Below are 25,094 nucleotides of genomic sequence, written 5' to 3' on the forward strand. Positions count from 1 at the left end.
GCGCCAGCGCCTGCCAAAAACCGCCTGCGGCCTATCTACGGCCCAGGCGGTTTTTTTGCGCGCGCCGATGCCAGCGATGCCGTGCCGGCCACAGGCCGCTCGTGCTGCGCAGAGCGGTAAAAACCCAGGATGCGGCGCACGTACTCGCGGGTCTCCGCATAGGGAGGAACACCGCCGTGGCGCTCCACGGCCTTTTCGCCGGCGTTGTAGGCGGCCGATGTCAGGGCGACATCGCCGGCAAAACGGTCCAGCAGCCAGCGCAGATAGGCCAGCCCGCCCCGCACGTTCTGCTCGGGGCTCCAGGCGTCCCGGACGCCAAAACGCTCCGCCGTCTCCGGAATCAGCTGCATCAGCCCCTGCGCATTGCGGGGCGACAGCGCACGGGCCTGGAAGTTGGACTCCGACCGCACGATGGCCAGCGCCAGCCGTGGGTCCACGTCGAAGCGGGGCGCGAGCCGCTGCACCAGTTCCGCGTGGCGGCGCTTGTCGTCCGGCAGGTTGCTCACGTAGCGGTCCACCACCTCCTGCGGCACCACCTCCTGGGCGGAGTCCCTGACCTCCAGCCGAGGGGCCTCACCCGTGGTGAGGCAGTCGGGGAGGTGGTCGCCGGGCACCATGCCCTGCGCCAGGCTGCGGGCCTTCTCATGCCCACGCTGGGCGGCCATGGCGAGCAGGGTGGCCGCCGCCGCGGGATCGGGCACCACGTCACGTCCACGCAGCAACAGGTGGCCCAGGCGGTACTGCGCCTCCACGCTGCCATAGCGCGCCGCGTCGCAATACCGCGAGGCGGCGCGGTGCGGCTGGCGCCGCACCTCCGCGTCGTAGCCCTCTTCCAGCCAGCGCGACAGCACGGGGGGCTCGTCGGCCCACTCGGGCGGCTCGTCCGGCACCTGCGCGTGCACACCCGTGCCCGCGGCGATCAGGACCGCCGCCAGCACGGGACCGTGCGCTGGAGAGGAAAACCAGGGTTGCATGCCAGAACCCGCCTGCGGAGACATCCGCCCAAAACCGCTCACCCGAGTGGAAGCGATGCCCCACCGTAGCACCGAAGTCCCCATGGCAACAGGAAAACATTGCCAGTCGCCATTTCTTGATCTGAGGCAAGAAGCCGCCGGCAGGCCGCCCCCACCCACCCACCCGCGAAGTAGCATGGAAATCCACGCTGCCGCCCTCCAGGGCGGCCCCACGGCCCCAGGACCATCGCGCAGGAGCATCCGGCATGAACAACGACGTCAACCTCACCTTCCTGGGCGGCTCCGGCACGGTCACTGGGTCCAAATACCTGGTCCGCCACAACGGCAGGTGCCTGCTGGTCGATTGCGGCCTGTTCCAGGGGTACAAGCAGCTGCGCCTGCGCAACTGGCAGCCCTTGCCCGTCACGCCCCGGCAGATCGATGCGGTGGTGCTGACCCATGCGCACCTGGACCACAGCGGCTACCTGCCCCTGCTGGCCCGCGACGGCTATGCCCGCGCCATCCACTGCACACCGGCCACACGCGACCTGTGCACCATCCTGCTGCCCGACAGCGGACACCTGCAGGAGGAAGACGCCGCGTACCTCAACCGGCACCAGCTCAGCAGCCACACCCCCGCCCTGCCCCTGTACACCCGGCTCGACGCACTGCACTGCCTCAAGCAGTTCCAGGTCCATGCCTTCCACCAGGTGTTCGAGCCCCTGCCGGGCTGGCGCGTGACCTTTTCCCCCGCAGGCCACATCCTGGGGGCGGCCAGCGTGCTGCTGGAAGTGGGGGGCCGCCGCATCCTGTTCTCGGGCGACCTGGGGCGGCCCGACGACCTGCTCATGAACCCGCCCGATGCTCCGCCCCCGGCGGACACGGTCCTCATCGAGTCCACCTATGGCGACCGCGAGCACCCCGCAGAAGACTTGCAGGGCGAGCTGGGTGCCGCCCTGCAGCGCCTGGCGGCCCGTGGCGGCATTGCCGTGGTGCCGGTGTTCGCCGTGGGCCGCGCGCAGGTGGTCCTGCATGCCATCGGCCAGCTCAAGGCGCGCGGGGTGGTGCCCGCCTCGCTCAAGGTGTTTTTGGACAGCCCCATGGCGGTCAGCACCACGGGGCTGTTCCAGCATCACATGCAGGAACACCGGCTGAGCGGCCGCGAGGTGCAGGCGCTGGAGCATGGCGCCACCATGGTCCAGACGCCCGAACAATCCAAGGGGCTGGCCAGGCTGCATGGCCCCATGGTCATCCTGTCGGCCAGTGGCATGGCCACGGGGGGCCGCGTGCTGCACCACCTGGCGCTGCACGCGGGTGACCACCGCAACATGGTCATCCTGACCGGCCACCAGGCCCCCGGCACCCGGGGCGCGCGCCTGGCGGCGGGCGAGAAGAACATCCGCATCCACGGCCAGGACGTGGCCGTGCGCGCGGAGGTGGTGCATCTGTCGTCCGCCTCGGCGCATGCGGACGGCCACCAGCTCATCGCCTGGCTGCGCAGCATGGGCCATGCGCCGGACCAGGTGTACGTGGTGCACGGAGAAATGGGCGCCGCCGACATGCTGCGCCAGCGCATCGAACACGAACTGCGCTGGCACGCCCTGGTGCCGGAGCACGGCAGCACCTGCGCCGCCTGAGCCCGGCGGCTTCTTGAGCACGCACCGCCCGCTGGGGTCACAGCGGAGCGGCAGCCCAGCCATCGCGCACAACGATGGCAACCAATTCATAATAGAAAGAAAATACAGAACCTTCTCTTTTCGAGAAGACAATGACACGATGAAAAGCTCCGAGCGCAGTTTTGCGCGCCGTATCGACCTGACCTCGCTGCAGCTGTTTGTGGCGGTGTGCGAGCTGGGCAGCATCGGCCGGGCGGCCGAGCGGGAGTTCATTGCCGCATCGGCCGTGAGCAAGCGCCTGTCCGACCTGGAAACAGCCGTGGACACCGCCCTGCTCTACCGCCACAGCCGCGGCGTCACGCTGACGCCCGCGGGCGAAAGCCTGCTGCACCACGCGCGCACCGTGCTGTTCGGGCTCGAACGCATGCAGGGTGAACTCAGCGAATACGCCGACGGCGTGCGTGGCCATGTGCGCATGCACGCCAACATCTCGGCCATCTTCCAGTTCCTGCCGGAAGACCTGGGCGCGTTCGCCCGGGAGCACAGCCAGATCAAGATCGACCTGCAGGAACACCTGAGCAGCGACGTGCTGCATGCCGTGCAGGAGGGCGCGGCGGACCTGGGCATCTGCAATGTCAGCATGGCCAGCGGCAACGGCGCCATGGAACTGCAAAGCCGCCCGTACCGCGCCGACAACCTGGTGCTGGTTGTGCCGCAGGCGCATGAACTGGCGGGACGTGACGCTATCAATTTTGAAGACATCCTGGACTGGGACATCGTTGGCCTGCATGCCAACAGCAGCATCAGCCTGGCCATGCGCTCGGCGGCTGCGGCGGCCGGGCGCCCGCTGCGCCAGCGCATCCAGGTCACCGGGCTGGACGCCATGTGCCGGATGATCGACAGCGGCCTGGGCGTGGGCTTGCTGCCCGACCGCGCCTTTGAGCTCATGCGCGGCGTGGGCCGGCTGCAGGCCATTGCACTGACGGACGCCTGGGCCCACCGCGAGCTGCGCGTGGTGGCCCGCGATTTCGACGCCCTGCCCGTCACCGCCCGTCTGCTGGTGGAGCACCTTGCTCCCCGCGCCGCGGCCGTGTCGCCCGGGCCCCAACACTAAAATCACCCCACCTGAAGGAAGAGAGCCACCCCATGGGACGCACCCTGTACGACAAGATCTGGGACGAACACGTCGTCCACACCGAAGAGGACGGCACTTCCATCCTCTACATCGACCGCCACCTGGTGCACGAAGTCACCAGTCCGCAGGCCTTCGAAGGCCTGCGCGAGGCGGGCCGCAAGGTCTGGCGCATGAGCTCCATCGTGGCCACGGCCGACCACAACACGCCGACGACGGGCTGGGAGGCAGGCTATGACGGCATCACCGATCCGATCAGCAAGGAACAGATCACCACGCTGAACGACAACATGGCGCAGATCTCGCCCGCTGCGTTCTTCCCGTTCATGCACAAGCGCCAGGGCATCGTGCACGTGATCGGCCCGGAGAACGGCGCCACCCTGCCCGGCATGACCGTGGTGTGCGGCGACAGCCACACCAGCACCCACGGCGCATTTGGCGCACTGGCCCACGGCATCGGCACCAGCGAGGTCGAGCACGTGATGGCCACGCAGACGCTGCTGGCCAAGAAGGCCAAGAACATGCTGGTGCAGGTGGACGGCACGCTGGCCAAAGGCGTGACCCCCAAGGACGTGGTGCTGGCCATCATCGGCAAGATCGGCACGGCCGGCGGCACGGGCTACACCATCGAGTTTGCGGGCTCCGTCTTCCGCGCCATGAGCATGGAAGGCCGCATGACCGTGTGCAACATGGCCATCGAAGGCGGCGCGCGCGCGGGCCTGGTGGCGGTGGACGACAAGACCATTGACTACGTCAAGGGCCGCCCCCTCTCGCCCACGGGCGTGGAATGGGACCAGGCCGTGGCGTACTGGAAGACCTTGCATTCGGATGCCGACGCGAAGTTCGACACCGTCGTCAAGCTCGACGCCGCCGACATCGTGCCGCAGGTCACCTGGGGCACCTCGCCCGAGATGGTGCTGGGCGTGGACGCCCGCGTGCCCGACCCCGACAAGGAAAAGGACGCCAACAAGCGCGGCGCCATCGAGCGCGCGCTGACCTACATGGGCCTGCAGCCGGGCAAGCCGATCAACGACATCACCATCGACAAGGTGTTCATCGGTTCGTGCACCAACAGCCGCATCGAAGACATGCGCGAAGCCGCCGCCGTGGTGAAGAACCTGGGCCGCAAGGTCGCCAGCAACGTGAAGCTGGCCATGGTCGTGCCCGGCTCGGGCCTGGTCAAGGAACAGGCCGAGCGCGAAGGCCTGGACAAGATCTTTGTGGCCGCGGGCTTTGAGTGGCGCGAACCCGGCTGCTCCATGTGCCTGGCCATGAATGCCGACCGCCTGGAGCCCGGCGAGCGCTGCGCCAGCACCAGCAACCGCAACTTCGAAGGGCGCCAGGGCGCTGGCGGCCGCACGCACCTGGTGAGCCCCGCCATGGCCGCCGCCGCCGCCGTGCACGGCCACTTTGTGGACATTCGTCAATTTGCCTGAAGGAGCCCTGTCATGAAAAAGACCGCAACCCTCATCGTGCTCGCCATCACCTTCGTGCTGGCTGGCTGCAACACCGTCAAGGGCGTGGGCCAGGACGTACAGCGTGCCGGCGGCGCCCTCGAGCGCGCCGCCAAGTAATCCAGAGAACGCCATGCAGAAATTCACCTTGCTCAAAGGCCTCGTGGCCCCGATGGACCGCGAGAACGTCGATACCGACGCGATCATCCCCAAGCAGTTCCTCAAGTCGATCAAGAAGACCGGCTTTGGCGTGAACCTGTTCGACGAGTGGCGCTACCTGGACCACGGCGAGCCCGGCCAGGACCCCGCCAGCCGCAAGCCCAACCCCGACTTCGTGCTGAACCAGCCGCGCTACGCGGGCGCCTCCGTGCTGCTGGCGCGCAAGAACTTCGGCTGCGGCTCCAGCCGCGAGCACGCGCCCTGGGCGCTGGACCAGTACGGCTTCCGCGCCGTGATCGCGCCCAGCTTCGCCGACATCTTCTTCAACAACTGCTTCAAGAACGGCCTGCTGCCCATCGTGCTGCCCGAGGCCACGGTGGCCCAGCTGTTCGACGAAGTGCTGGCCTTCCCCGGCTACCAGCTCACCATCGACCTGGAGCGCCAGGTCATCGTGCGTCCCCAGGGCGAAGAAATCCCGTTCGAGGTGCAGGCCTTCCGCAAATACTGCCTGCTCAACGGCTTTGACGACATCGGCCTGACCCTGCGCCAGTCCGACAAGATCAAGGCCTTTGAAGTAGAGCGCCTGGCGACCAAGCCCTGGCTGGCGCACACCATGGTGTCGTGAGTCGGCGTGGGCATCCAAAATATCAGTCAAATTGGCATCTAGCGCTTTACCCACAAGCGCTGATAGCCATCAAAAACAAAGCAAATTCAATGAAAATCGCAGTTCTGCCGGGTGACGGCATTGGCACCGAAATCGTCTCTGAAGCCGTCAAGGTTCTGGAGGCCCTGGAACTCCCGTTCGAGATGGAGTCCGCCCTGGTGGGCGGCGTGGCGTACGACGCGCACGGCCATCCACTGCCCGAGTCCACGCTCAAGCTCGCCAAGGAAGCCGACGCCATCCTGTTCGGCGCCGTGGGCGACTGGAAATACGACAAGCTCGACCGCCCCCTGCGCCCCGAACAAGCCATCCTGGGCCTGCGCAAGAACCTGGGCCTGTTCGCCAACTTCCGCCCCGCCATCTGCTACGAGCAGCTGGTGGGTGCATCCAGCCTCAAGCCCGAGCTGATCGCGGGCCTGGACATCCTCATCATCCGCGAGCTGACGGGCGACATCTACTTCGGCCAGCCCCGCGGCCGCCGCGTGGCCACCGACGGCCACTTCCCCGGTGCCGAGGAAGCCTTCGACACCATGCGCTACAGCCGCCCCGAGATCGAGCGCATCGCCCACGTCGCCTTCCAGGCTGCGCGCAAGCGCAACAAGAAGGTCACCAGCGTGGACAAGGCCAACGTGCTCGAAACCTTCCAGTTCTGGAAGGACGTAGTCACCGACGTGCACAAGGAATACCCCGACGTCGAGCTGCAGCACATGTACGTGGACAACGCGGCCATGCAGCTCGTGAAGGCGCCCAAGGCGTTCGACGTGGTGGTCACGGGCAACATGTTCGGCGACATCCTGTCGGACGAAGCCTCCATGCTCACCGGCTCCATCGGCATGCTGCCCTCGGCCAGCCTGAACAGCACCAACCAGGGCCTGTACGAGCCCAGCCACGGCAGTGCGCCGGACATCGCCGGCAAGGGCGTGGCCAACCCGCTGGCCACCATCCTGTCGGCCGCGATGATGCTGCGCTTCAGCCTGAACCAGGAAGCCGCCGCCCAGCGCATCGAAGCCGCGGTGCAGAAGGTGCTGGCCCAGGGCCTGCGCACCCCCGACATCTACAGCGAAGGCACTACCAAGGTGGGCACGGCGCAGATGGGCGATGCAGTGGTCAAGGCGCTGGCCGCCTGAACCGCACCGCCCGGCGGTCACGAAAAAGCGCCGGTCCTCCGGCGCTTTTTTATTCTTGTGGCGCCCGCGTGCCGCCTACACCCACGCGTTGTCGATGAACTCCATGATGGAATAGCACCGGTTTTCCAGCGGCCGCTCGCGCACGACCGCCACGATGTGCGCGACACCCTCCGCATACGGTGCATCGCCATAGACACGGGTTTCCAGCGTCACGCTGCACGCGCCATCCTCGATCAGCACCCGGTGGTAAGCGTGGCGGGCGAGATGCTCCTGGGGAATGTGCAGCACGTCCCGTTGCACCCCGGCATCGCGCACGGACCGGATGTCCCCCGGCGCCAGGCCCAGCGCCTGCGCCATGCTGACGGCCGTGCCCGGCACCGAGGACTTCTGGGCCTGGTGGGATTCGGTCAGCCCGGTGCGGTAGCCGCGAAACAGAGGCCCGCTGCGCTCCAGCATGGCCATGAACTTGAGCATGAGGATGTTGGTGTTCGGACACAGGACGACCGGAAAACCCACCACACGCCCTTCCAGCCCGGACCCGGTGGCCAGTTCCACCAACGGGGAATGCGTGGATTCGCAAAAGGCGCAGGCAGCCTCCAGCTCCCTGCCGGAACCGGCATGCAGCACGACAGATTTTTCTGCACGCTGCCCCTCACCGGCCCATGGCAAAACCTGCGCTTCGCCACGGGCAGGCAGCGCCCCCAGAAGCTCCTTGGCCAGCTTGCCTGACCCTACAACGATGACTTGCATTTCTACTTTCGAATTGAACAAAGGAGGCAAAGGCAGCACTGTAGACCGCCGCACCGGCGTGGCGCGCGGCCAGCCCGGCTGGGCGGGCTCTTTTCGCGCCGCCCACGGAGGGCGCGCGCCGCAGGGCCGCCGGCGCACCCGGATCCAGGCCGTATCCGGTACAATGTTCGCCTATGTTTGCCGCCCGCCCGTTCGCTCTGAACATCGCACCCGCCGCCCCGGCCGGTGTGGCTGCGCGCGCAACCATCACCAAAACCACGACCATTAAGGGCTGACTCAGCCTGGTTCGTCGTGCGCCCTCCCTGGCCAGACGAGCCAGGCGAGCAGTCCGGTCTGGCACTGTTTCTTATTTAGAAAGGGCGTTGAAATGAGCAAGTTGGTAGGGTTGGTTGGCTGGCGCGGAATGGTCGGCTCGGTCCTGATGGACCGCATGGCGCAGGAGAAGGATTTCGACCTGATCGAGCCGATGTTCTTCTCCACCTCGAACGCAGGCGGCAAGGCTCCCGCGCAGGCACGGAACGAGACCACCCTGCAGGACGCGTTCGACATCGAGGCCCTCAAGCGCTGCGAAATCATCATCACCGCCCAGGGCGGCGACTACACCAACGAGGTCTATCCCAAGCTGCGCGCCGCCGGCTGGAACGGCCACTGGATCGACGCCGCCTCCTCCCTGCGCATGGAGAAGAACGCCGTCATCGTGCTGGACCCGGTCAACATGCCCGTGATCAAGAACGCCCTGGCCCAGGGCGGCAAGGACTGGATTGGCGGCAACTGCACCGTGAGCTGCATGCTGATGGGCGTAGGCGCCCTGTACAAGGCGGGTCTCGTGGAATGGATGAGCACGCAAACCTACCAGGCGGCCTCCGGCGGCGGCGCGCAGCACATGCGCGAGCTGCTCACGCAGTACGGCACGCTCAACGCCGAAGTGAAGGCCCTGCTCGATGACCCCAAGAGCGCCATCCTGGAAATCGACCGCAAGGTGATCGCCAAGCAACGCGCCCTGACGGGCGCTGAAACCGCCAACTTCGGCGTGCCGCTGGGCGGCAGCCTGATCCCCTGGATCGACAAGGACCTGGGCAACGGCATGTCCAAGGAAGAATGGAAGGGCATGGCGGAAACCAACAAGATCCTGGGCCAGGGCGAGGGCTTCAGCGCCCCCGCCGTGCCGGTGGACGGCTTCTGCGTGCGCGTGGGCGCCATGCGCTGCCACAGCCAGGCGCTAACCTTCAAGCTGAAGAAGGACGTGCCCCTGGCGGACCTGGAGGCCATGATCGCCGCCGACAACGAGTGGGTGAAGGTCGTGCCCAACACCCGGGAAGCCACCGTCAAGGACCTGACGCCCGTGGCGGTGACCGGCACCATGGACATCCCCGTGGGCCGCATCCGCAAGCTGGCCATGGGGCCTGAATATGTCGGCGCGTTCACCATTGGCGACCAGCTGCTGTGGGGCGCGGCTGAACCGCTGCGCCGCATGCTGCGCATCCTGCTCGACGCCTGAGCTCCGGCCCCCCGAAAAGCGCGCGCAGCCCCGGCTGCGCGCGCTTTTTTGCGCCAGGGGCCTTGACACACTCAGTTACGCCACGTTGGCAATTGGCAACATCTTGGCGCCCCAAGTTGGGGCGCCAGGACCCCTCTCAAAGCTTCGGCGCCACCTCAGCTTGTCAGTGCAAAACATTGATGCTATGGTGCTTTTTACATATTTTCACGCGCCGGGGCGGGACCAGACCATGAGAAAAAAAGCACCGCTCGACCGAGCCGCACAAAAACCTACTCAGTTGTTGGCAAACATGCATCGTTGGAAATTCTCTGCCCTGGCGGCGGCAGCCGTAGTGTCGGCCGGCTTGTACGCGGGCGACGCCTCGGCCCTGGCGCTGGGCCGCATCACCGTGCAGTCTGCCCTGGGCGAGCCCCTGCGCGCCGAAATCGACCTGCCCCAGATCACTCCCGCCGAAGCGGACAGCTTGCGGGCCACCACGGCCTCCCCGGACGTGTTCCGCGCCCAGGGCATGGAATACACGCCCACCATCAACAATCTGCAGATCCAGCTGCAGCGCCGCCCGGATGGCACGGCCGTGCTGCGCCTGACGAGCAGCCGGCCCGTGAACGAACCCTTCCTCGACCTGGTGCTGGACGCCAACTGGGGCTCGGGCCGCATCGTGCGCAGCTACACCATGCTTTTCGACCCGCCCGCGCTGCGCCGTCCCGCGCCAGCGGTGGCGGCCTCTCCGCAGTTGCCTGCGCCGGCCACCCAGCAGGCTCCTGCCGTGCGCGCGCCGGTCGCCCCGCGGGCCAGCGAATCCCCCGCAGCGGCGGCCCCTGCCGCACCGCCGACGCCGCGTCCGCCAGCCGTGGCCGCCCGCCCCGCCCCCGCCGATGGAGTCAGGGTGCAGGCAGGCGACACGGCGGGCCGCATTGCGAACGCCCACCGCCCCGCCGACGTGTCCCTCGACCAGATGCTGGTCGCCATGATGCGCGCGAACCCCGATGCTTTCATCCAGGGCAATGTCAACCGCCTGAAGGCTGGCGCGGTCCTGCAGATGCCCGACCAGGCTGCGGCGCAGTCCACGTCGGCACCCGAGGCGCGTCAGATCCTTGCCGCGCAGGCCCGGGACTTCAACGAATTCCGCCGCAAGCTGGCGGGTGCCGCCCCCACCGCCGCGGTCGCCGCCGCAGAACGCTCGGCCTCCGGCGCGGTGCAGGCCCGTGTGGAGGACAAGAAACCTGCCACGGCCGCGCCCGACAAGCTCACGCTGTCCAAAGGTTCCGTCAAGGGCCAGAAGGCGGCCGAGGACCAGCTCGCCAAGGACAAGCAAGCCGGAGAGGCCGCCACGCGCATGGCAGAGCTGTCCAAGAACATCACGGACCTCAACAAGCTGGGCGCCGCGTCGGCCGCTGCGGGCAGCGCCGCACCGGCGCCCGCCGGCGCCGCCAGCGCTCCCGCCGCGGTGGCAGTGCAGGCACCCGCCGTTCCTGCCACGCCCACGGCCCCTGCCGTGCCGGAAACCCCGGCACCAGCCCCCGCTCCCGCAGCCAGCGCGCCGGCAGATGCAGCCGTGCCGGCGGAAGCCGCGTCCGAGCCTGCCTCCGCACCCGCTCCGGCCGCATCGGCGCCAGCGAAGCCAGTCCGCGTTCCCGCACCGGCTCCCGCACCAGTTGAAGAGCCGGGTTTCCTGTCCGGCCTCATGGACGACCCGCTGCTGCCGCTCGCCGGTGGCGGGCTCCTGGCCTTGCTGCTGGGCTATGGCGCCTACCGCGTGGTTCAGCGCCGCCGCCAGAATGCGGGCGTCGACAGCTCCTTCCTGGAAAGCCGCATCCAGCCGGATTCGTTCTTCGGCGCCAGCGGCGGGCAGCGCGTCGATACCGCCAACAGCGAGATGACCACGGGCTCGTCCATGGCCTACTCGCCCAGCCAGCTCGATGCCGGCGGCGACGTGGACCCTGTGGCCGAAGCCGACGTGTACCTGGCCTATGGCCGTGACCTGCAGGCCGAGGAAATCCTCAAGGAGGCGATCCGCCACAACCCTGCCCGCGTGTCGGTGCATGTGAAGCTCGGTGAGATTTACGCCAAGCGCCAGGACCGCAAGGCCCTGGAGGCGGTGGCAGGGGACGTGTTCAAGCTGACCCAGGGCGAAGGCCCGGACTGGAACCGCATTGCCGAGCTTGGCCGCGATCTGGATCCCGAAAACCGCCTTTACCAGCCTGGCGGCCGCCCAGGCATGGCCGAGGACGAGTCGCCATCGCTGCCCCCAGGCGGATTCCCGAGCACGTTCACGGGCGTGGGCGGCGCGGCGGCGACGGCTGCGTTGCCCCCCGACCTGGACCTCGACCTGGATCTGGACCTGCCCGACGACGCGCTGACCGATGCGCCAGCGGTGGCCCCGGCACCTCCCGGCGGATTTGCCGCAGCGGCAGCCGCGGCCGCGGCATCGGGCGGCGCCCGCCGCGCAGCGGACCCGGCCGATGAGCCGCAGACACTGCGCCCTGAACTGGACCTGCCGGAGTTGCCGTCGGCGACCGCTCCCGCCTGGAATGCGCCAGAAGTGGCACCAGCCTCGGGCACGATGGCACCTCCGCCCGTGGCCAATCTGGACTTTCCTTCGGCGGACGACCTGAGCATGGCACCCTCGGGCCCCATGCCGCTCACCGCGGATGCCCAGGACTCCGGCCCGATGGAGTTTGACCTCGGCGACCTGTCGCTGGACCTGAACGCCCCCTCCAAGCCCATGGCGGCCCCCGCAGCCAAGGCCCCTCTGCCGGCCCCTGAATTGAGCGACGACGGCTCGGCGGCGGCGCAGGACGACCCACTGGCCACCAAGCTCGCGCTGGCCGAAGAGTTCAATGCCATCGGTGATACGGATGGTGCACGCACGCTGATCGAAGAAGTGGTTGCCGAGTCCAGCGGCGCCCTCAAGACCCGCGCCCAGCGCATGCTGGCCGAACTGGGTTGATGCGACCCGCCCCGCAGGCCGCCCCCGCCCGCCCCCAGGCCGCCATCCCATGACCCGGGTGGCGCTGGGTGTCAGCTACAACGGCCAGGCCTACAGCGGCTGGCAAAGCCAGCTGTCCGGCGACACCATTCAAGACAAGCTCGAAGCGGCCCTGGGCCGCTTTGCCACGCACCCCGTCAGCACGCTGTGCGCCGGCAGAACGGATGCCGGCGTCCATGGACTGATGCAGGTGGCGCACTTCGACACGCCACTGAACCGCCCCTGCGCTTCGTGGGTGCGCGGCACCAATACCTTCCTCCCTGCCGACATTGCCGTGCAATGGGCGCAGCACGTGCCGGACAGTTTTCACGCCCGGGCCAGCGCCGTCGCGCGGCGCTATGCGTATGTGCTGCTGCAATCGCCCGTGCGGCCCAGCGTGGACTCGGGGCGCGTGGGATGGGTATTCCATCCGCTCCATCACGATGCGATGCGCCAGGCCGCAGACCACCTGCTGGGCGAACATGACTTCACCTCGTTTCGTGCATCCGCGTGCCAGGCCAAGTCGCCCGTCAAGACCCTGCAGCGCATCGATATCTCGCGCCGGGGCCTCCACGCCCCGCACCCGGAACTGGGTTGGAGTTCCTGCTACTGGCGCTTCGAGTTCGAGGCCAACGCGTTCCTGCACCACATGATCCGCAACATCATGGGCTGCCTGGTGGCCGTGGGCCAAGGCAAATACCCTCCGCAGTGGGTATCGCAGGTACTTGCGGCAAGATCGCGCGACGCCGCGGCACCCACGTTCTCTCCGGATGGACTGTATTTTCAAGGCCCTGTCTACGACGCCTCGTGGGGCCTGCCCCAGCGCACGGCTGCGTATGATTGGCTGCCATGAAAGCCAAAGAAGTCCCCTCCCCGGCCCGCACCCGCATCAAGATCTGTGGCCTGACCCGCGAAGAAGACGTCGACGCGGCCGTGGCGGCTGGCGCGGATGCCGTCGGATTCGTGCTCTACGCGCCCAGCCCACGTGCCGTGACACCCGAACGCGCGGCACAGCTGGCCAGGCGCCTGCCCCCTTTTGTCACGCCGGTTTTGCTCTTCGTGAATGAAACCGCTCCCAAAGTGATAGCTGCCAGCGCTTTGATAGCGGGTGCCACCATACAATTTCATGGTGACGAGACGCCCGAGGATTGCCTGGCCGCCACCGGCCAGGGGGCACGGCCTTACCTGCGGGCCGCGCGCATTCCCCTTGGCGACGGTGCGGCACGGTTCGACCTCGTAAAATACGCGCACGATTACTCCCACGCCCAGGCCATCCTGCTCGACGCCCATGTCGAGGGGTACGGCGGCGGCGGCAAGGCATTCAATTGGTCACTCCTTCCACCAAGCGTCAGCTCTCACCTCGTTTTGTCTGGTGGACTCACGCCTGCAAACGTGACCGATGGCATTTTGCAAGTCCGCCCGCGTTGCAAGACGCTGGCGGTTGATGTCAGCTCCGGCGTCGAGGCCGTAGATCCGAACAGCCCCGATGGCAAGCCCCTGAAGGGCATCAAGGACGCCGGAAAAATCCATCGGTTCATCGCCGTCGTGCGCGCGGCAGATGCCCAACTTGCAAAGAACCCTCATGAATTCCTATCAGCAACCTGATGCTTCAGGCCATTTCGGCTCCTACGGCGGCAGTTTCGTCAGCGAGACACTGACCCACGCCATCCAGGAACTGCGCGAGGCGTATGCCCGCTACCAGAACGACCCGGAATTCCTCGCAGAATTCCACTACGAGCTCAAGCACTTCGTGGGCCGCCCATCGCCCGTGTACCACGCCGCGCGCACCAGCCGCGAAACGGGCGGCGCGCAGATCTACCTCAAGCGCGAAGACCTCAACCACACCGGCGCCCACAAGATCAACAACGTGATCGGCCAGGCCATGCTCGCCAAGCGCATGGGCAAGCCCCGCATCATTGCCGAGACGGGCGCCGGCCAGCACGGCGTGGCCACGGCCACGATCTGCGCGCGCTACGGCCTGGAATGCGTGGTCTACATGGGCAGCGAGGACGTGAAGCGCCAGAGCCCGAACGTCTTTCGCATGAAACTGCTGGGCGCCACCGTCGTGCCTGTCGAGTCGGGCAGCAAGACCCTGAAGGACGCGCTCAACGAGGCCATGCGCGACTGGGTGGCCAATGTGGACAACACGTTCTACATCATCGGCACGGTGGCGGGCCCGCACCCCTACCCGATGATGGTGCGCGATTTCCAGAGCGTGATCGGCAAGGAAGCCATCGAACAGATGCCCCCCATGCTCGCCGCGCAGAAGATCGCCGCCGAGCAGCCCGATGCCGTGATCGCCTGCGTGGGCGGCGGCAGCAATGCCATGGGCATCTTCCATCCGTACATCCCGTTCGAGAAGACGCGCCTGATCGGCGTGGAGGCCGCCGGCGAAGGCCTGGACAGCGGCAAGCACTCGGCATCGCTGCAGCGTGGCTCCAGTGGCGTGCTGCACGGCAACCGCACCTTCATCCTGCAGGATGCCAACGGCCAGATCACCGAGACGCACAGCATCAGCGCGGGCCTGGACTACCCCGGCGTAGGTCCCGAGCACGCATGGCTGCAGGAGATCGGACGCGCCGAGTACGTGGGCATCACCGACCAGGAAGCGCTGTCCGCCTTCCACCACCTGTGCCGCACCGAAGGCATCATCCCGGCGCTGGAATCGAGCCACGCCTTCGCCTATGCCCTCAAGCTTGCACCCACGATGCGGCCGGACCAGTCCATCCTGGTCAACCTCTCGGGCCGGGGCGACAAGGACATCGGCACCGTGGCCGACCTGTCAGGAGAAGATTTCTACGACCGCCCCTCCATGCGCGGCCTGACCGTCAAGGGCGCCCCAGGAGACGCCAAGCCATGAGCCGCATAGACACCACTTTCGAACAGCTGAAAGCCCAGGGCCGCAAGGCGCTGATTCCCTATGTCACCGCCGGTTTTCCGTTTGCCGACATCACGCCCGCCCTCATGCACGGCATGGTGGAGGCCGGTGCCGACGTGATCGAACTGGGCGTGCCCTTCTCCGACCCCATGGCCGACGGCCCCGTCATCCAGAAGGCGGGCGAAAAGGCGCTGGGCCTGGGTGTGGGCATGGTGCAGGTGCTGGACCACGTGCGCGAGTTCCGCAAGCGCAACAGCACCACGCCCGTGGTGCTGATGGGCTACGCGAACCCGGTGGAGCGCTATGACCAGATCCACGGCGCAGGCGCCTTTGTGCGCGACAGCGCCGAGGCCGGTGTCGATGGCGTGCTCATCGTGGACTACCCGCCCGAGGAATGCGAGGCCTTCGCGGCCAGCCTGCGCGCGCACGGCATGGACCTGATCTTCCTGCTGGCCCCCACTAGCACGGATGAACGCATGGCCCAGGTGGCGCGCGTGGCCAGCGGCTATGTGTACTACGTATCGCTCAAGGGCGTGACCGGTTCGGGCGCGCTCGACACCTCGGCCGTGGAGCAGATGCTGCCCCGCATCCGCCAGCATGTGACCATCCCCGTGGGCGTGGGCTTCGGCATCCGCGATGCGGCCACGGCCCAGGCGATCGGCAAGGTGGCGGATGCCGTGGTCATCGGCAGCCGCATCATCCAGCTCATCGAGGACCAGGAGCACGCCAAGGTGGTGCCCCTGACCATCGACTTCCTGCGCGGCATCCGCAAGGCTTTGGACGCGTAGAATAAAGAGCATCCCCCTGAGCGGCTTTGCCGTTTCCCCCTTCTCTCGCGCTTTGCGCGGGAAGGGGGACGCTCCCAGCGCGGCGGGGCGGCCCTTGCGCGGGAGCCGTGGCCTTTGGGCCGCGCCAGTTTCAAGGCCGTGCCGCCGCTGCTGGCCCATTCATACAGAGGAAAACCATGTCCTGGCTCGAAAAACTTCTGCCCTCCAAGATCCAGCAAACGGACCCCACCGAGCGCCGCCAGGTGCCTGAAGGCCTGTGGATCAAGTGCCCGAGCTGCGAGACGGTGCTTTACAAGGCCGATCTGGAGCACAACCAGAACGTCTGCCCCCACTGCAGCCACCACCACCGCATCGGCGCCCGCGCGCGGCTCAATGCCTTCCTGGATGCCGAAGGCCGCTACGAAATCGGCCAGGAAGTGCTGCCCGTGGACGCCCTCAAGTTCAAGGACAGCCGCAAATACCCCGAGCGCCTGAAGGAAGCCCTGGAGAACACCGGCGAGACCGACGCCCTCATCGTCATGGGCGGCGCGGTCAAGAGCATCAACGTGGTGGCCGCGTGCTTCGAGTTCGACTTCATGGGCGGCTCCATGGGCTCCGTGGTGGGCGAGCGCTTCGTGCGGGGCGTGGAAACCGCCATCGAGCAGAAAGTGCCTTTCATCTGCTTCACCGCCACCGGCGGTGCGCGCATGCAGGAAGGCCTGCTGTCCCTGATGCAGATGGCCAAGACCAATGCGGCCCTCACCCGCCTGGCCAAGAAGGGCCTGCCCTACATCAGCGTGCTGACTGACCCGACCATGGGCGGCGTGAGCGCCGGCTTTGCCTTCGTGGGCGACATCGTGATCGCCGAGCCCAAGGCCCTGATCGGCTTTGCCGGCCCGCGCGTGATCGAATCCACCGTGCGCGTGACGCTGCCAGAAGGCTTCCAGCGCGCCGAATTCCTGCAGACCAAGGGCGCCGTGGACTTCATCTGCGACCGCCGCGAGCTGCGCAACACCGTGGCCAGCAGCCTGGCCATGCTGCAGCGTTTGCCCGCTGACGCAGTGATGTAAGTCATCCGCGGGACAGCGGGTCCGCAAAGGTACCTCACGAGAGGATCGCTTCTTTTTTGATAGCTGTCAGCGCTTACCAGATAAGCGCCAGAGGCATATTTGATCACCCACCGGACAGCACGCAGCCGTTGATACCGCGCGGTGCCTGCCAGAGAGGGCAAGGAAGGGCTGCTCCGCAGCGAGGCCCGCGTCCCCCTCATCCCCTTGAGCGGGAAGGCGCCGAAGGCGACTCAGGGGGGTTACCTCATCACGCTGGCCTGCAGATGGCCCAGCACGATCATGGCCACCTGCAGCAGCACCAGCACGGCCAGGGGCGACAGATCGATCCCTCCGACCAGCGGGATGATGCGGCGAAATGGCCGCAACACCGGCTCGCACAGCCGGGCGATCACGTCCGAGAGTTGCGACCGTGCCTGCACCCAGGACATCACGGCATGGACGATCAGGAGGCCGATCAGCCCCGACACCGCCACACGCGCCAGCCCGAACAGGGCAAGCCACGGCAGCCACGCCCATGCGGACGCCGCGCCCAGCAGGAGCGTGAGCAGGAAATACTGCAGCAGTTGCAACAGCGCGGCCGCGACGAGGCTTGACACATCCCAGCGCCCCACCGGCCGAATCACCTTGCGCAGCGGCATGACCAGCCAGTCCGTCAGTGCAAAAACCAGCCCGCCGACAGGGTTGGAGAACGGGATGCGCTGCCATTGCATATACAGGCGCAGCAAGCAGGCCCCGGTGAGCAGGCCACCAACAACGTCGAGCAGGAATGAGGCGATCTGGTAGAGCATGGATGAGACAAAAGCAAGGGGCCGCTGCGAAAGCAGGCTGCGCCATGGGATGATAGCGGGCCAAGGCATTCCCCCATTCATGACACAACCCCTCACCCTGTCATCCTTGCCCCTTTTCCCCCTGGGTTCCGTGCTGTTCCCGGGCGGTGTGCTGGCCCTGCGCGTGTTCGAGGTGCGCTACCTGGACATGGTGCGCAAATGCCATCAGGCCGGTGCGCCTTTTGGCGTGGTGGCCCTCACGCAAGGCCGCGAAGTGCGCCAGGCCGGCGCGCCCGAAGAGCAATTCAACGACGTGGGCACCCTGGCGGTCATCGAGCAGATCGACACGCCGCAGCCCGGCCTGATCACCCTGCTGTGCCGGGGCGGCCAGCGCTTTCGCATCACCCAGCGCAGCCACCTGCCCCATGGCCTGTGGATCGCCGATGTGGGGCATATCGACCAGGACCTGACCGTCGCGGTGCCAGAGGATCTCAAGAAGGCCGCGACGGCGCTCGCGCAGGTGCTCCACACCCTGCACCAGCGTGACCCGGACACCCCGACCGCGATCATCCCGACGGCTGCGCAGCTGGACGACTGCGGATGGGTGGCCAATCGCTGGTGCGAACTGCTGCCCGTGCCCCTGGAACTCAAGCAGCGCCTGATGGAACTGGACAACCCGCTGGTGCGGCTGGAGCTGGTCGGGGACGTGCTCGAGCGCACGGGGATCGCGCCAACACAATGAGCCGCAAACCCGCCGCCATCCCACCCAGCCTCCCCTTTGAACGCCCATGCTGAACCGCATCCTGGGCTGGTCGCGCGCAGCCAAGCGCGTTGTGGTGGTGGCGATGGACGTTTGCCTGGGCCTCGTCGCCATGTGGCTCGCCTTCACGCTGAGGCTGGAGACACCGCACTGGCCCGAAGGCATGCAGTGGCTCGCGTATGCACTGGCCCCGGCCCTGGCGTTTCCCATTTTCGCCAAACTGGGGCTGTACCGCGCGATATTCCGCTACACAGGAATCACGGCACTCATCACCACCGGCAAGGCGGTGGCCATCTATGGAGCACTCCTGCTGGGCTGCCTCCTGGCAGCGCAATGGGAAGGCGTGCCACGCAGCGTCGGCATTCTGCAGCCTCTGCTGTTCATGCTCCTGGTGGGCTCCAGCCGCGCGCTGGGGTGGCTGGCGCTGGCCGGCCACAGCAGCCATGCCCCCTACCGCCTGCTGATCTACGGAGCCGGCAGCGCTGGCGCCCAGACCGCAGCGGGACTGGGCGCCATGCGCCAGTACGTGCTCAAGGGCTTTGTCGATGACGATCCGAGCAAGGTCGGACGCAGCATCAACGGAGTGCGGGTGCATTCCCCCACTGCACTGCCCGAGGTGGCGCGCCAGCTCGCGATCACCGATGTGCTGCTGGCACTGCCCAGCACCACGCGCCTGCGGCGCCGGCAGATCATCGAAAGCCTGCGCCAATTGCCCGTTCGGATACGCACCCTGCCCGGCCTGTCGGACCTCGCCAGCGGCCGGGTCACGGTCACCGACTTCCAGGACCTCGAGATCGAGGACCTGCTGGGCCGCGAACCGGTGGCCCCGGACCCTGGCTTGCTGGGGCGCGATCTCGAGAACGCCGTGGTGATGGTCACCGGCGCGGGCGGCAGCATCGGCAGCGAGCTGTGCCGGCAGATCGTGCGCGAGGGCCCCCGCCAGCTGCTGCTCGTGGATCACAGCGAATATGCGCTGTATTCCATTCACCACGAGCTGCAGGCGCTCGCCCACCAGGGCGCGCACCAGTGCGCCCTGGTACCCCTGCTCGCCAGCGTCACCCAGAAGCAGCGCATGGACGACATCTGCCAGCAGTACAGCCCCACCTCCATCTACCACGCAGCCGCCTACAAGCACGTGCCCATGGTGGAAGCCAATCCGGGCGAAGGCATCCTGAACAACGTGTTCGGCACGCTCAACATGGTGCAGGTCGCGCTGAAGCATGGCGCTCGCCACTTCGTCCTGATTTCCACAGACAAGGCTGTTCGCCCCACCAACATCATGGGCGCCACCAAGCGTGTGGCAGAAATGGTGCTGCAAGCCATCGCGGCGTCCCAGCGCATGCCTTTCGGGCTGTCGGCCGAAAGCCCACCGGGCTGGAGATGCCCGACACGCCTGTCCATGGTGCGCTTTGGCAATGTGCTGGGCTCCAGCGGCAGCGTGATACCGCTGTTCCGCCAGCAGATCGCGGCCGGCGGCCCCCTCACGGTGACGCATCCCGATGTCACGCGCTATTTCATGACCATCGCCGAAGCGGCCCAGCTCGTGCTGCAGGCGGGGACGATGGCGGACGGGGGCGACGTATTCCTGCTGGACATGGGCGAGCCGCTACAGATCCTGGACCTCGCGCAACGCATGGTGGCCCTGTCGGGCCTGACAGTGCGCGACGACCAGCACCCCGAGGGCGACATCGAAATCGTCTTCACGGGATTGCGCCCCGGCGAGAAACTCTTCGAAGAGCTGCTGATTGGAGACAACCCGCTGCCCACCGTCCATCCCCGCATACTGCGGGCCCGCGAGGAGTTTCGCCCCTGGGCCGAACTGCAGGCCCTGCTGCAGTCACTGCAGCAGGCCGCGCGCGATGGCGATCGGGCCGCCATGACGGCCCTGCTGGGCCAGCTGGTGCCGGGCTACCGTCCTGAAACACAAGCACTGCCATGAAGCCGGGACTCCTGCGGGCAACGCTGACCCTGCTCACGGGCAGCGTTGCGGCCCACGCCATTCCACTCGTGCTGGGCCCGGCGCTCACGCGCCTGTACAGCCCGGAGGCCTTCGGGCAGTTCGCGCTGCTGTGGGCGTTGGCCACCAACATGGCGGTGGTCGGCTGCGCGCGCTACGAATTCGCACTCCCCCTCGAACCCACGGAGCCACGGGCTGCCGAACTCATGGCTTTGTGCGCGCGCGTGCTGCTCGCGGTGACGGCGGCTTCCGCCGCAACCGCTGCCGTGCTCATGCTCTGGCAACGCATGCCGATGGCCTGGGCACTGCCCTTCGCGGTGCTGGCGGGCGGCGCCATGCAATGGCTCACCATGTGGGCCACCCGGTCGCAGCGTTTTGGACTGCTGTCGGCGGCAAGGCTGCTGCAGCAAGGTGGGGGCGCCATCCTGCAGCTCGTGCTCGGCCTGCTGAAGGCCGGCCCCCTGGGCTTGGTGCTCGGGGCCACGCTGGCCAGCCTGGGAGGGGCTTGGATGCTGGCCCGGCCGGCGCCAGCCGGGGGCTGGACGGCCATGTGGCGCCAGCCCCTTGCCAGGCTGCGGTCCATGGCCCTGCAGCACAAGGACTTCCCCCTGCTCAACACGCCACACGCGTTCATGGGTGCGCTGCAGGATACGCTCACGCTGGTGCTGGTGGCGGCGTGGACAGGGGACGCCTCAGCGGGGTTCTGGGCCTTGGCACTGCGCTATCTCAAGGCCCCGGCAACCCTCGTCGGGGGTGCGCTGTCGCAAACCCTGTACCCGCGCCTTCTGAAGGCAGAGAGCCCTGGCGACGCCCGGGCGCTGGTGCGCCGGGCCATGCTGGGGCTCGCTGCCCTGGCCTGCCCGCTCGCGGCGATCCTTCTCCTCTGGGGGCCGGATATTTTCGCCCTGGCCTTTGGGGCAAGATGGGCCCAGACAGGGGAACTTGCACGGGCCATCGCCCCGTACATCGCCCTGCACTTCGTGGCGTCACCCCTCGCCGTGGTCACCATGGCCTGGAATGCACAGGCCTGGGCGCTGCGCCTGGCATTGATCGGACAATGCCTTTTCTTCGCCGGACTGCTGCTGGGCCTGTACCTGGGCGGCCTGCAAGGTGCCGGATGGGGCGTGTCAGCGAGCATGCTGGCCTACTTTGCCTATTATTTCTGGGTGTTGGCGAACTGGAGGGAGGTGCCCCATGAGAGCCGTGTTTAACCGATGGCGCCGCCGCCTCTGGCATGCGCTGCTCCATCGCATCGTCTTCGGGGAAAGCAACCACCTCGGCCAGCCTCTGCCACACACCCGCATCGCCCCCAGCACCTGCATCGAGGGGGAGCATGCACTGCGGCTGGCAGACCACGTGTTCATCGGCCAATTCAATTTCATCGACGCCACAGCGGGCCTGCAGATTGGGCAAGGGGTCCAGATCACCAACTTCGTCAGCATCGTGACGCACAGCTCCCACCGCGCCATTCGCCTCCTGGGCAGCGGCTACGCAGTCCACGAGGGCTCCAAGCCTGGCTACATCAGCGCGCCCATCGAGATCGGCGCCTACACCTTCATCGGCCCCCACAGCCTGATCGAAGCCGGCACGCGCATCGGCAAGGGGGTGGTGGTGTGTGCCTACTCGCAGGTGCGCGGCGAAGTGCCCGACTTCGCTATCGTGGCGGGGGTCCCGGCGCGCCAGATCGGCGACGTGCGCGAACAGGATGAGCGCCTGCTTTCGCAGCATCCAGAACTGCGTCCGCACTACGAATCCTGGACGCGGACAATCTGACATGGCAACACACCTGTGCCTCCTGGGTGATGCCACCAGCCCCCATGTTCAGCGGTGGGCGCGGGAAATGCTCCAGCGTGGCTACCGCGTTTCGCTGATCACGGCACGCCCCGCGTCCATCGATGGCGTCACCGTGCGGGCCATCCGGCCCGTGCACCGCTCGCTCGACTGGCTGTTCCGTGTCCGGGAAACCAGGCGCCACGTGGCCGAACTGGCCCCCGACCTCCTGCATGCCCATTACGTCACCTCCTACGGCTATCTGGCCGCACGTTGCGGCAAACATCCGGTGGTAATGACCGCCTGGGGAAGCGACCTGTTGGTGACCCCCGGCAAGAGCGCCTGGATGCGCTGGCTGACCGGCTGGATACTGCGCCAGGCCGACCTCATCACCGGCGACTCCGCCAGCCTGATGAGCGCAGTGGCCCAATTCCGACCCCGCTGCACCGCCGAGGAAATCCACTGGGGGGTGGAACTGCAGCGCTTCCACCCCGTTCCCTGGAGCCACAAGCAAGGCAGCCAGCTGGTGAGCCTGCGCGCCTGGGAACCCAACTACAACATCGACACCATCATCGAGGCATTCGCTCTTCTGCAGGCGCGGTTGCCCTCGGCCGACCTGCGCTTGCACCTGCTCGGAGGAGGCAGCATGGAAAGCGCCCTGCGCAGCCAGGTGCACAAGGCGCAGCTGGACAACAAGGTGCAGTTCCACGGCCGACTCGATGATGCGGGCATGACCCGGGTACTGGGCGAAGGCAAGATATCTGTCTCGGTGCCCAGCAGTGACGCAACATCCGTCGCCATGCTGGAGAGCATGGCGTGTGGCCTCGCGGTGGTCGCCAGCGAACTGCAGGCCAACCGGCACTGGATCGACCCGCAGTGGCTGGTTGAGGCGGGGAACGCCACAGCGCTCGCCGCCCGGCTGGAAGCCCTGATCGCCAACGACACCCTGGCGGAACAAGTCGGCCTGCACAATGCCACCCGCATCGCCCAGGACGGCGACCGCGCGGTACAGATGAACCGCATGCACGCGCTGTACCAGCAGTTGCTCCATACACCTTGAACCCCATGCCCCAAGGCCTTGAATTGGACAACCTGATCAGCGTGATCGTGCCGTGCCGCAACGAGCGCCAGCACATTGACGCATTCTGCGACTCCGCCCTTCGCCAGCAACTCCCGGCGGGCTGGCGCATGGAAGTGCTGATTGCAGACGGCGACAGCGATGACGGCACGCGCGAGCACCTCCTGCAGCGCTGTGCTGCGGACCCACGGCTCGTCCTGGTGGACAACCCCGGCCGCATTGTCTCCACCGGGCTCAACGCCTGCATTGCCCGCGCGCGGGGCGGCACCATTGCCCGCATGGACGTGCACAGCCAGTTTGCCCCCGACTACCTTGCGCAGTGCATCGAGGCGCTCGAACGCACCCGCGCCGACAACGTGGGCGGCCCGTGGGTGGCCCGGGGAACCGGGCCCGCCGGGGCCGCCGTCGCCGCCGCCTTCCAGTGCCGCTGGGTGGTGGGCGGCGCGCGCTCGCGCGATGACCAGTACGAAGGCGAGGTGGATACCGTCTACCTGGGATGCTGGCCCCGCAGCGTGTTTGACCGGTTCGGACTGTTTGACGAAGCCCTGGTGCGCAACCAGGACGACGAGCACAACCTGCGCATGCGCCTGGGGGGGGCACGCATCTGGCAGAGCCGGCTCATCCATTCCACCTACCACCCGCGCAATTCGCTCAGGCACCTGTTCGCGCAACAACGGCAGTACGGCTACTGGCGGCCTTTTGTGATGCGCAAACATGGGCAGCCAGGCTCCGTGCGGCAGCTGGTGCCTGCAGCATTTGTGGCCAGCGCGGTGGCCAGCGCCGTGGTGTTGCCCTGGTCCGCCTGGCCCGGGGCCGCGCTGGGCCTCGCCTACGCAACCTATCTTCTGGCGGCATCGGTGGCGGCAGCCCGATCGGCCCGCAACTGGGGGCTGCTGCCCCGCCTCCCGGCGACGATTGCGGCGTTTCATGTGGGCTACGGCCTGGGCACCTGGCGAGGGCTGTGGGACGTTGCACGCTCGCGCGCGCCTTCCTCCGACTTTGCACGCATCACGCGATGACCGACAACGAACCCCAGGCCGTCAAAACCCGCTACGCACGGCGCGACCCAGCGACCGATGAAGCCCGCTACAGCCTGTATGCCAATGCGGCGGCGCTGCAGGCGCAGCAGGAGCGTCTCCGTGCCATGGCAGGCATCTGGCAGGCCCACGGCTGGAGCAGCCTGGCCCACCGGCCGATGCTGGAAGTTGGCTGCGGAAGCGCGGGCAATCTGCACGACCTGGTGCGGCTGGGTGCCACCCCCGCCTGCCTGACGGGCCTGGAGCTTCTTCCCGAACGAGCCGCCGCAGCGCGCGCCTCGCTGCCAGCGGACGCGGCCATTGTGGAAGGAGATGCCGTCTTGGCCCCGGTGCAGCCTGCCAGCCAGGATGCCGTGCTCGCCTTCACGCTCTTCAGCTCTTTGCTCGACGAGGGCTATCGCCGCCATCTGGCCCAGGCGATCTGGCAATGGGTCGCGCCCGGCGGCGGAGTGCTGGTCTATGACTTTGTCGTCAACAACCCTGCCAATGCCGATGTGCGAGGCATGCCCCTGCGCGAATTGAAAACGCTGTTTCCCGCCGCGCAGATACACTCGTGCCGCCTTACCCTGGCGCCCCCGCTCGCGCGGCGCCTGCCCCCACCGATGATTCCTCCCGCATCCACCTTGCTCTGGTTCCTGCGCACCCACCGCCTGACCTGGGCCGTGAAGCCCCGCTGAGCACCGCCTGCCCGT

23 protein-coding genes are annotated in these 25,094 nt (G+C 67.3%); 20 read left to right on the forward strand and 3 right to left on the reverse strand.

The window, feature by feature from the left end; all coding sequences use genetic code 11:
- Window positions 1-35: 35 nt before the first annotated feature.
- Window positions 36-974 carry a lytic transglycosylase domain-containing protein gene (locus tag KW843_RS13030; protein WP_218295560.1) on the reverse strand — a complete coding sequence of 313 codons (939 nt, stop codon included), beginning with the start codon at window positions 972-974 and terminating at the stop codon, window positions 36-38.
- Between the two features lie 245 nt (window positions 975-1,219).
- Between KW843_RS13030 and KW843_RS13035 the strand changes: the two genes are divergently transcribed.
- The 6 genes from KW843_RS13035 to leuB all read left to right on the forward strand — a co-directional run bounded on the left by KW843_RS13035 (window position 1,220) and on the right by leuB (window position 7,102).
- Window positions 1,220-2,590, forward strand: a complete 1,371-nt coding sequence (locus tag KW843_RS13035) for an MBL fold metallo-hydrolase (protein WP_218295561.1) — start codon at window positions 1,220-1,222, stop codon at window positions 2,588-2,590.
- 139 nt (window positions 2,591-2,729) lie between these two features.
- Entirely contained in the window at window positions 2,730-3,683 is a 954-nt protein-coding gene (locus KW843_RS13040) for a LysR family transcriptional regulator (protein WP_218295562.1), read from the forward strand.
- A gap of 32 nt (window positions 3,684-3,715) precedes the next feature.
- Complete coding sequence (leuC, locus tag KW843_RS13045; protein ID WP_218295563.1) at window positions 3,716-5,137, forward strand: 3-isopropylmalate dehydratase large subunit; 1,422 nt, start codon at window positions 3,716-3,718, stop codon at window positions 5,135-5,137.
- Window positions 5,138-5,149: 12 nt separating this feature from the next.
- A complete protein-coding gene (locus KW843_RS13050; protein WP_010463809.1) occupies window positions 5,150-5,275 on the forward strand; it encodes an entericidin A/B family lipoprotein in 126 nt (41 codons plus the stop codon).
- 13 nt (window positions 5,276-5,288) lie between these two features.
- Window positions 5,289-5,939, forward strand: a complete 651-nt coding sequence (gene leuD / locus KW843_RS13055) for a 3-isopropylmalate dehydratase small subunit (RefSeq protein WP_218295564.1) — start codon at window positions 5,289-5,291, stop codon at window positions 5,937-5,939.
- An 89-nt stretch (window positions 5,940-6,028) separates the two neighbouring features.
- Window positions 6,029-7,102 (forward strand): 3-isopropylmalate dehydrogenase, encoded by a 1,074-nt coding sequence (gene leuB, locus KW843_RS13060; RefSeq protein WP_218295565.1) that lies wholly within the window; start codon window positions 6,029-6,031, stop codon window positions 7,100-7,102.
- A gap of 75 nt (window positions 7,103-7,177) precedes the next feature.
- On the opposite strand, the gene KW843_RS13065 is transcribed toward leuB, so the two are convergent.
- Window positions 7,178-7,852, reverse strand: coding sequence for a dihydrodipicolinate reductase C-terminal domain-containing protein (locus KW843_RS13065; protein ID WP_218295566.1), 675 nt, complete (start codon window positions 7,850-7,852; stop codon window positions 7,178-7,180).
- Between the two features lie 367 nt (window positions 7,853-8,219).
- Between KW843_RS13065 and asd the strand changes: the two genes are divergently transcribed.
- From asd to accD, 7 genes are all read left to right on the forward strand, one after another.
- Window positions 8,220-9,350, forward strand: a complete 1,131-nt coding sequence (gene asd, locus KW843_RS13070) for an aspartate-semialdehyde dehydrogenase (protein ID WP_218295567.1) — start codon at window positions 8,220-8,222, stop codon at window positions 9,348-9,350.
- Window positions 9,351-9,639: 289 nt separating this feature from the next.
- Window positions 9,640-12,300 (forward strand): FimV/HubP family polar landmark protein, encoded by a 2,661-nt coding sequence (locus tag KW843_RS13075; RefSeq protein WP_218295568.1) that lies wholly within the window; start codon window positions 9,640-9,642, stop codon window positions 12,298-12,300.
- Between the two features lie 49 nt (window positions 12,301-12,349).
- Window positions 12,350-13,171 carry a tRNA pseudouridine(38-40) synthase TruA gene (truA, locus tag KW843_RS13080; protein ID WP_218295569.1) on the forward strand — a complete coding sequence of 274 codons (822 nt, stop codon included), beginning with the start codon at window positions 12,350-12,352 and terminating at the stop codon, window positions 13,169-13,171.
- On the forward strand, window positions 13,168-13,923 hold the full coding sequence (locus KW843_RS13085; protein WP_218295570.1) for a phosphoribosylanthranilate isomerase: 756 nt from the start codon (window positions 13,168-13,170) through the stop codon (window positions 13,921-13,923). The genes truA and KW843_RS13085 overlap by 4 nt, the downstream gene beginning before the upstream one ends.
- On the forward strand, window positions 13,901-15,178 hold the full coding sequence (trpB, locus tag KW843_RS13090; protein ID WP_218295571.1) for a tryptophan synthase subunit beta: 1,278 nt from the start codon (window positions 13,901-13,903) through the stop codon (window positions 15,176-15,178). Before KW843_RS13085 ends, trpB begins: the two co-directional genes overlap by 23 nt.
- The gene (gene trpA / locus KW843_RS13095) at window positions 15,175-15,984 is read left to right on the forward strand and encodes a tryptophan synthase subunit alpha (protein WP_218295572.1); all 810 of its coding nucleotides are present in this window, start codon (window positions 15,175-15,177) and stop codon (window positions 15,982-15,984) included. The genes trpB and trpA overlap by 4 nt, the downstream gene beginning before the upstream one ends.
- Window positions 15,985-16,160: 176 nt before the next feature.
- Window positions 16,161-17,033: an acetyl-CoA carboxylase, carboxyltransferase subunit beta gene (gene accD / locus KW843_RS13100; RefSeq protein WP_218295573.1), complete on the forward strand. Its 873-nt coding sequence runs from the start codon at window positions 16,161-16,163 to the stop codon at window positions 17,031-17,033.
- Window positions 17,034-17,272: 239 nt separating this feature from the next.
- Here the strand turns inward: accD and KW843_RS13105 are convergent, their stop codons facing one another.
- Entirely contained in the window at window positions 17,273-17,821 is a 549-nt protein-coding gene (locus KW843_RS13105; RefSeq protein WP_218295574.1) for a YggT family protein, read from the reverse strand.
- A gap of 79 nt (window positions 17,822-17,900) precedes the next feature.
- On the opposite strand from KW843_RS13105, the gene KW843_RS13110 reads away from it, so the two are divergent.
- From KW843_RS13110 to KW843_RS13140, 7 genes are read left to right on the forward strand one after another with little or no spacing between them, the layout of a single operon-like run.
- Entirely contained in the window at window positions 17,901-18,542 is a 642-nt protein-coding gene (locus KW843_RS13110; protein WP_218295575.1) for an LON peptidase substrate-binding domain-containing protein, read from the forward strand.
- 46 nt (window positions 18,543-18,588) lie between these two features.
- The gene (locus KW843_RS13115; protein WP_218295576.1) at window positions 18,589-20,499 is read left to right on the forward strand and encodes a nucleoside-diphosphate sugar epimerase/dehydratase; all 1,911 of its coding nucleotides are present in this window, start codon (window positions 18,589-18,591) and stop codon (window positions 20,497-20,499) included.
- Entirely contained in the window at window positions 20,496-21,728 is a 1,233-nt protein-coding gene (locus tag KW843_RS13120) for a lipopolysaccharide biosynthesis protein (protein ID WP_218295577.1), read from the forward strand. Before KW843_RS13115 ends, KW843_RS13120 begins: the two co-directional genes overlap by 4 nt.
- A complete protein-coding gene (locus KW843_RS13125; protein ID WP_218295578.1) occupies window positions 21,712-22,290 on the forward strand; it encodes an acyltransferase in 579 nt (192 codons plus the stop codon). Before KW843_RS13120 ends, KW843_RS13125 begins: the two co-directional genes overlap by 17 nt.
- A 1-nt stretch (window position 22,291) precedes the next feature.
- Entirely contained in the window at window positions 22,292-23,347 is a 1,056-nt protein-coding gene (locus tag KW843_RS13130) for a glycosyltransferase (protein WP_218295579.1), read from the forward strand.
- A 5-nt stretch (window positions 23,348-23,352) separates the two neighbouring features.
- A complete protein-coding gene (locus KW843_RS13135; RefSeq protein ID WP_218295580.1) occupies window positions 23,353-24,384 on the forward strand; it encodes a glycosyltransferase family 2 protein in 1,032 nt (343 codons plus the stop codon).
- Window positions 24,381-25,079, forward strand: a complete 699-nt coding sequence (locus KW843_RS13140; protein ID WP_218295581.1) for a class I SAM-dependent methyltransferase — start codon at window positions 24,381-24,383, stop codon at window positions 25,077-25,079. The genes KW843_RS13135 and KW843_RS13140 overlap by 4 nt, the downstream gene beginning before the upstream one ends.
- The last annotated feature ends 15 nt before the right edge of the window (window positions 25,080-25,094 follow it).

The organism is Acidovorax sp. sif1233 (assembly GCF_019218755.1).
Lineage (GTDB): Bacteria > Pseudomonadota > Gammaproteobacteria > Burkholderiales > Burkholderiaceae_C > Acidovorax.

Coding starts and splice junctions, on each gene's coding strand:
- KW843_RS13030 (WP_218295560.1), bottom strand. CDS start 974: ATGCAACCCTGGTTTTCCTCTCCAGCGCACGGTCCCGTGCTGGCGGCG.
- KW843_RS13035 (WP_218295561.1), top strand. CDS start 1,220: ATGAACAACGACGTCAACCTCACCTTCCTGGGCGGCTCCGGCACGGTC.
- KW843_RS13040 (WP_218295562.1), top strand. CDS start 2,730: ATGAAAAGCTCCGAGCGCAGTTTTGCGCGCCGTATCGACCTGACCTCG.
- leuC (WP_218295563.1), top strand. CDS start 3,716: ATGGGACGCACCCTGTACGACAAGATCTGGGACGAACACGTCGTCCAC.
- KW843_RS13050 (WP_010463809.1), top strand. CDS start 5,150: ATGAAAAAGACCGCAACCCTCATCGTGCTCGCCATCACCTTCGTGCTG.
- leuD (WP_218295564.1), top strand. CDS start 5,289: ATGCAGAAATTCACCTTGCTCAAAGGCCTCGTGGCCCCGATGGACCGC.
- leuB (WP_218295565.1), top strand. CDS start 6,029: ATGAAAATCGCAGTTCTGCCGGGTGACGGCATTGGCACCGAAATCGTC.
- KW843_RS13065 (WP_218295566.1), bottom strand. CDS start 7,852: ATGCAAGTCATCGTTGTAGGGTCAGGCAAGCTGGCCAAGGAGCTTCTG.
- asd (WP_218295567.1), top strand. CDS start 8,220: ATGAGCAAGTTGGTAGGGTTGGTTGGCTGGCGCGGAATGGTCGGCTCG.
- KW843_RS13075 (WP_218295568.1), top strand. CDS start 9,640: ATGCATCGTTGGAAATTCTCTGCCCTGGCGGCGGCAGCCGTAGTGTCG.
- truA (WP_218295569.1), top strand. CDS start 12,350: ATGACCCGGGTGGCGCTGGGTGTCAGCTACAACGGCCAGGCCTACAGC.
- KW843_RS13085 (WP_218295570.1), top strand. CDS start 13,168: ATGAAAGCCAAAGAAGTCCCCTCCCCGGCCCGCACCCGCATCAAGATC.
- trpB (WP_218295571.1), top strand. CDS start 13,901: ATGAATTCCTATCAGCAACCTGATGCTTCAGGCCATTTCGGCTCCTAC.
- trpA (WP_218295572.1), top strand. CDS start 15,175: ATGAGCCGCATAGACACCACTTTCGAACAGCTGAAAGCCCAGGGCCGC.
- accD (WP_218295573.1), top strand. CDS start 16,161: ATGTCCTGGCTCGAAAAACTTCTGCCCTCCAAGATCCAGCAAACGGAC.
- KW843_RS13105 (WP_218295574.1), bottom strand. CDS start 17,821: ATGCTCTACCAGATCGCCTCATTCCTGCTCGACGTTGTTGGTGGCCTG.
- KW843_RS13110 (WP_218295575.1), top strand. CDS start 17,901: ATGACACAACCCCTCACCCTGTCATCCTTGCCCCTTTTCCCCCTGGGT.
- KW843_RS13115 (WP_218295576.1), top strand. CDS start 18,589: ATGCTGAACCGCATCCTGGGCTGGTCGCGCGCAGCCAAGCGCGTTGTG.
- KW843_RS13120 (WP_218295577.1), top strand. CDS start 20,496: ATGAAGCCGGGACTCCTGCGGGCAACGCTGACCCTGCTCACGGGCAGC.
- KW843_RS13125 (WP_218295578.1), top strand. CDS start 21,712: ATGAGAGCCGTGTTTAACCGATGGCGCCGCCGCCTCTGGCATGCGCTG.
- KW843_RS13130 (WP_218295579.1), top strand. CDS start 22,292: ATGGCAACACACCTGTGCCTCCTGGGTGATGCCACCAGCCCCCATGTT.
- KW843_RS13135 (WP_218295580.1), top strand. CDS start 23,353: ATGCCCCAAGGCCTTGAATTGGACAACCTGATCAGCGTGATCGTGCCG.
- KW843_RS13140 (WP_218295581.1), top strand. CDS start 24,381: ATGACCGACAACGAACCCCAGGCCGTCAAAACCCGCTACGCACGGCGC.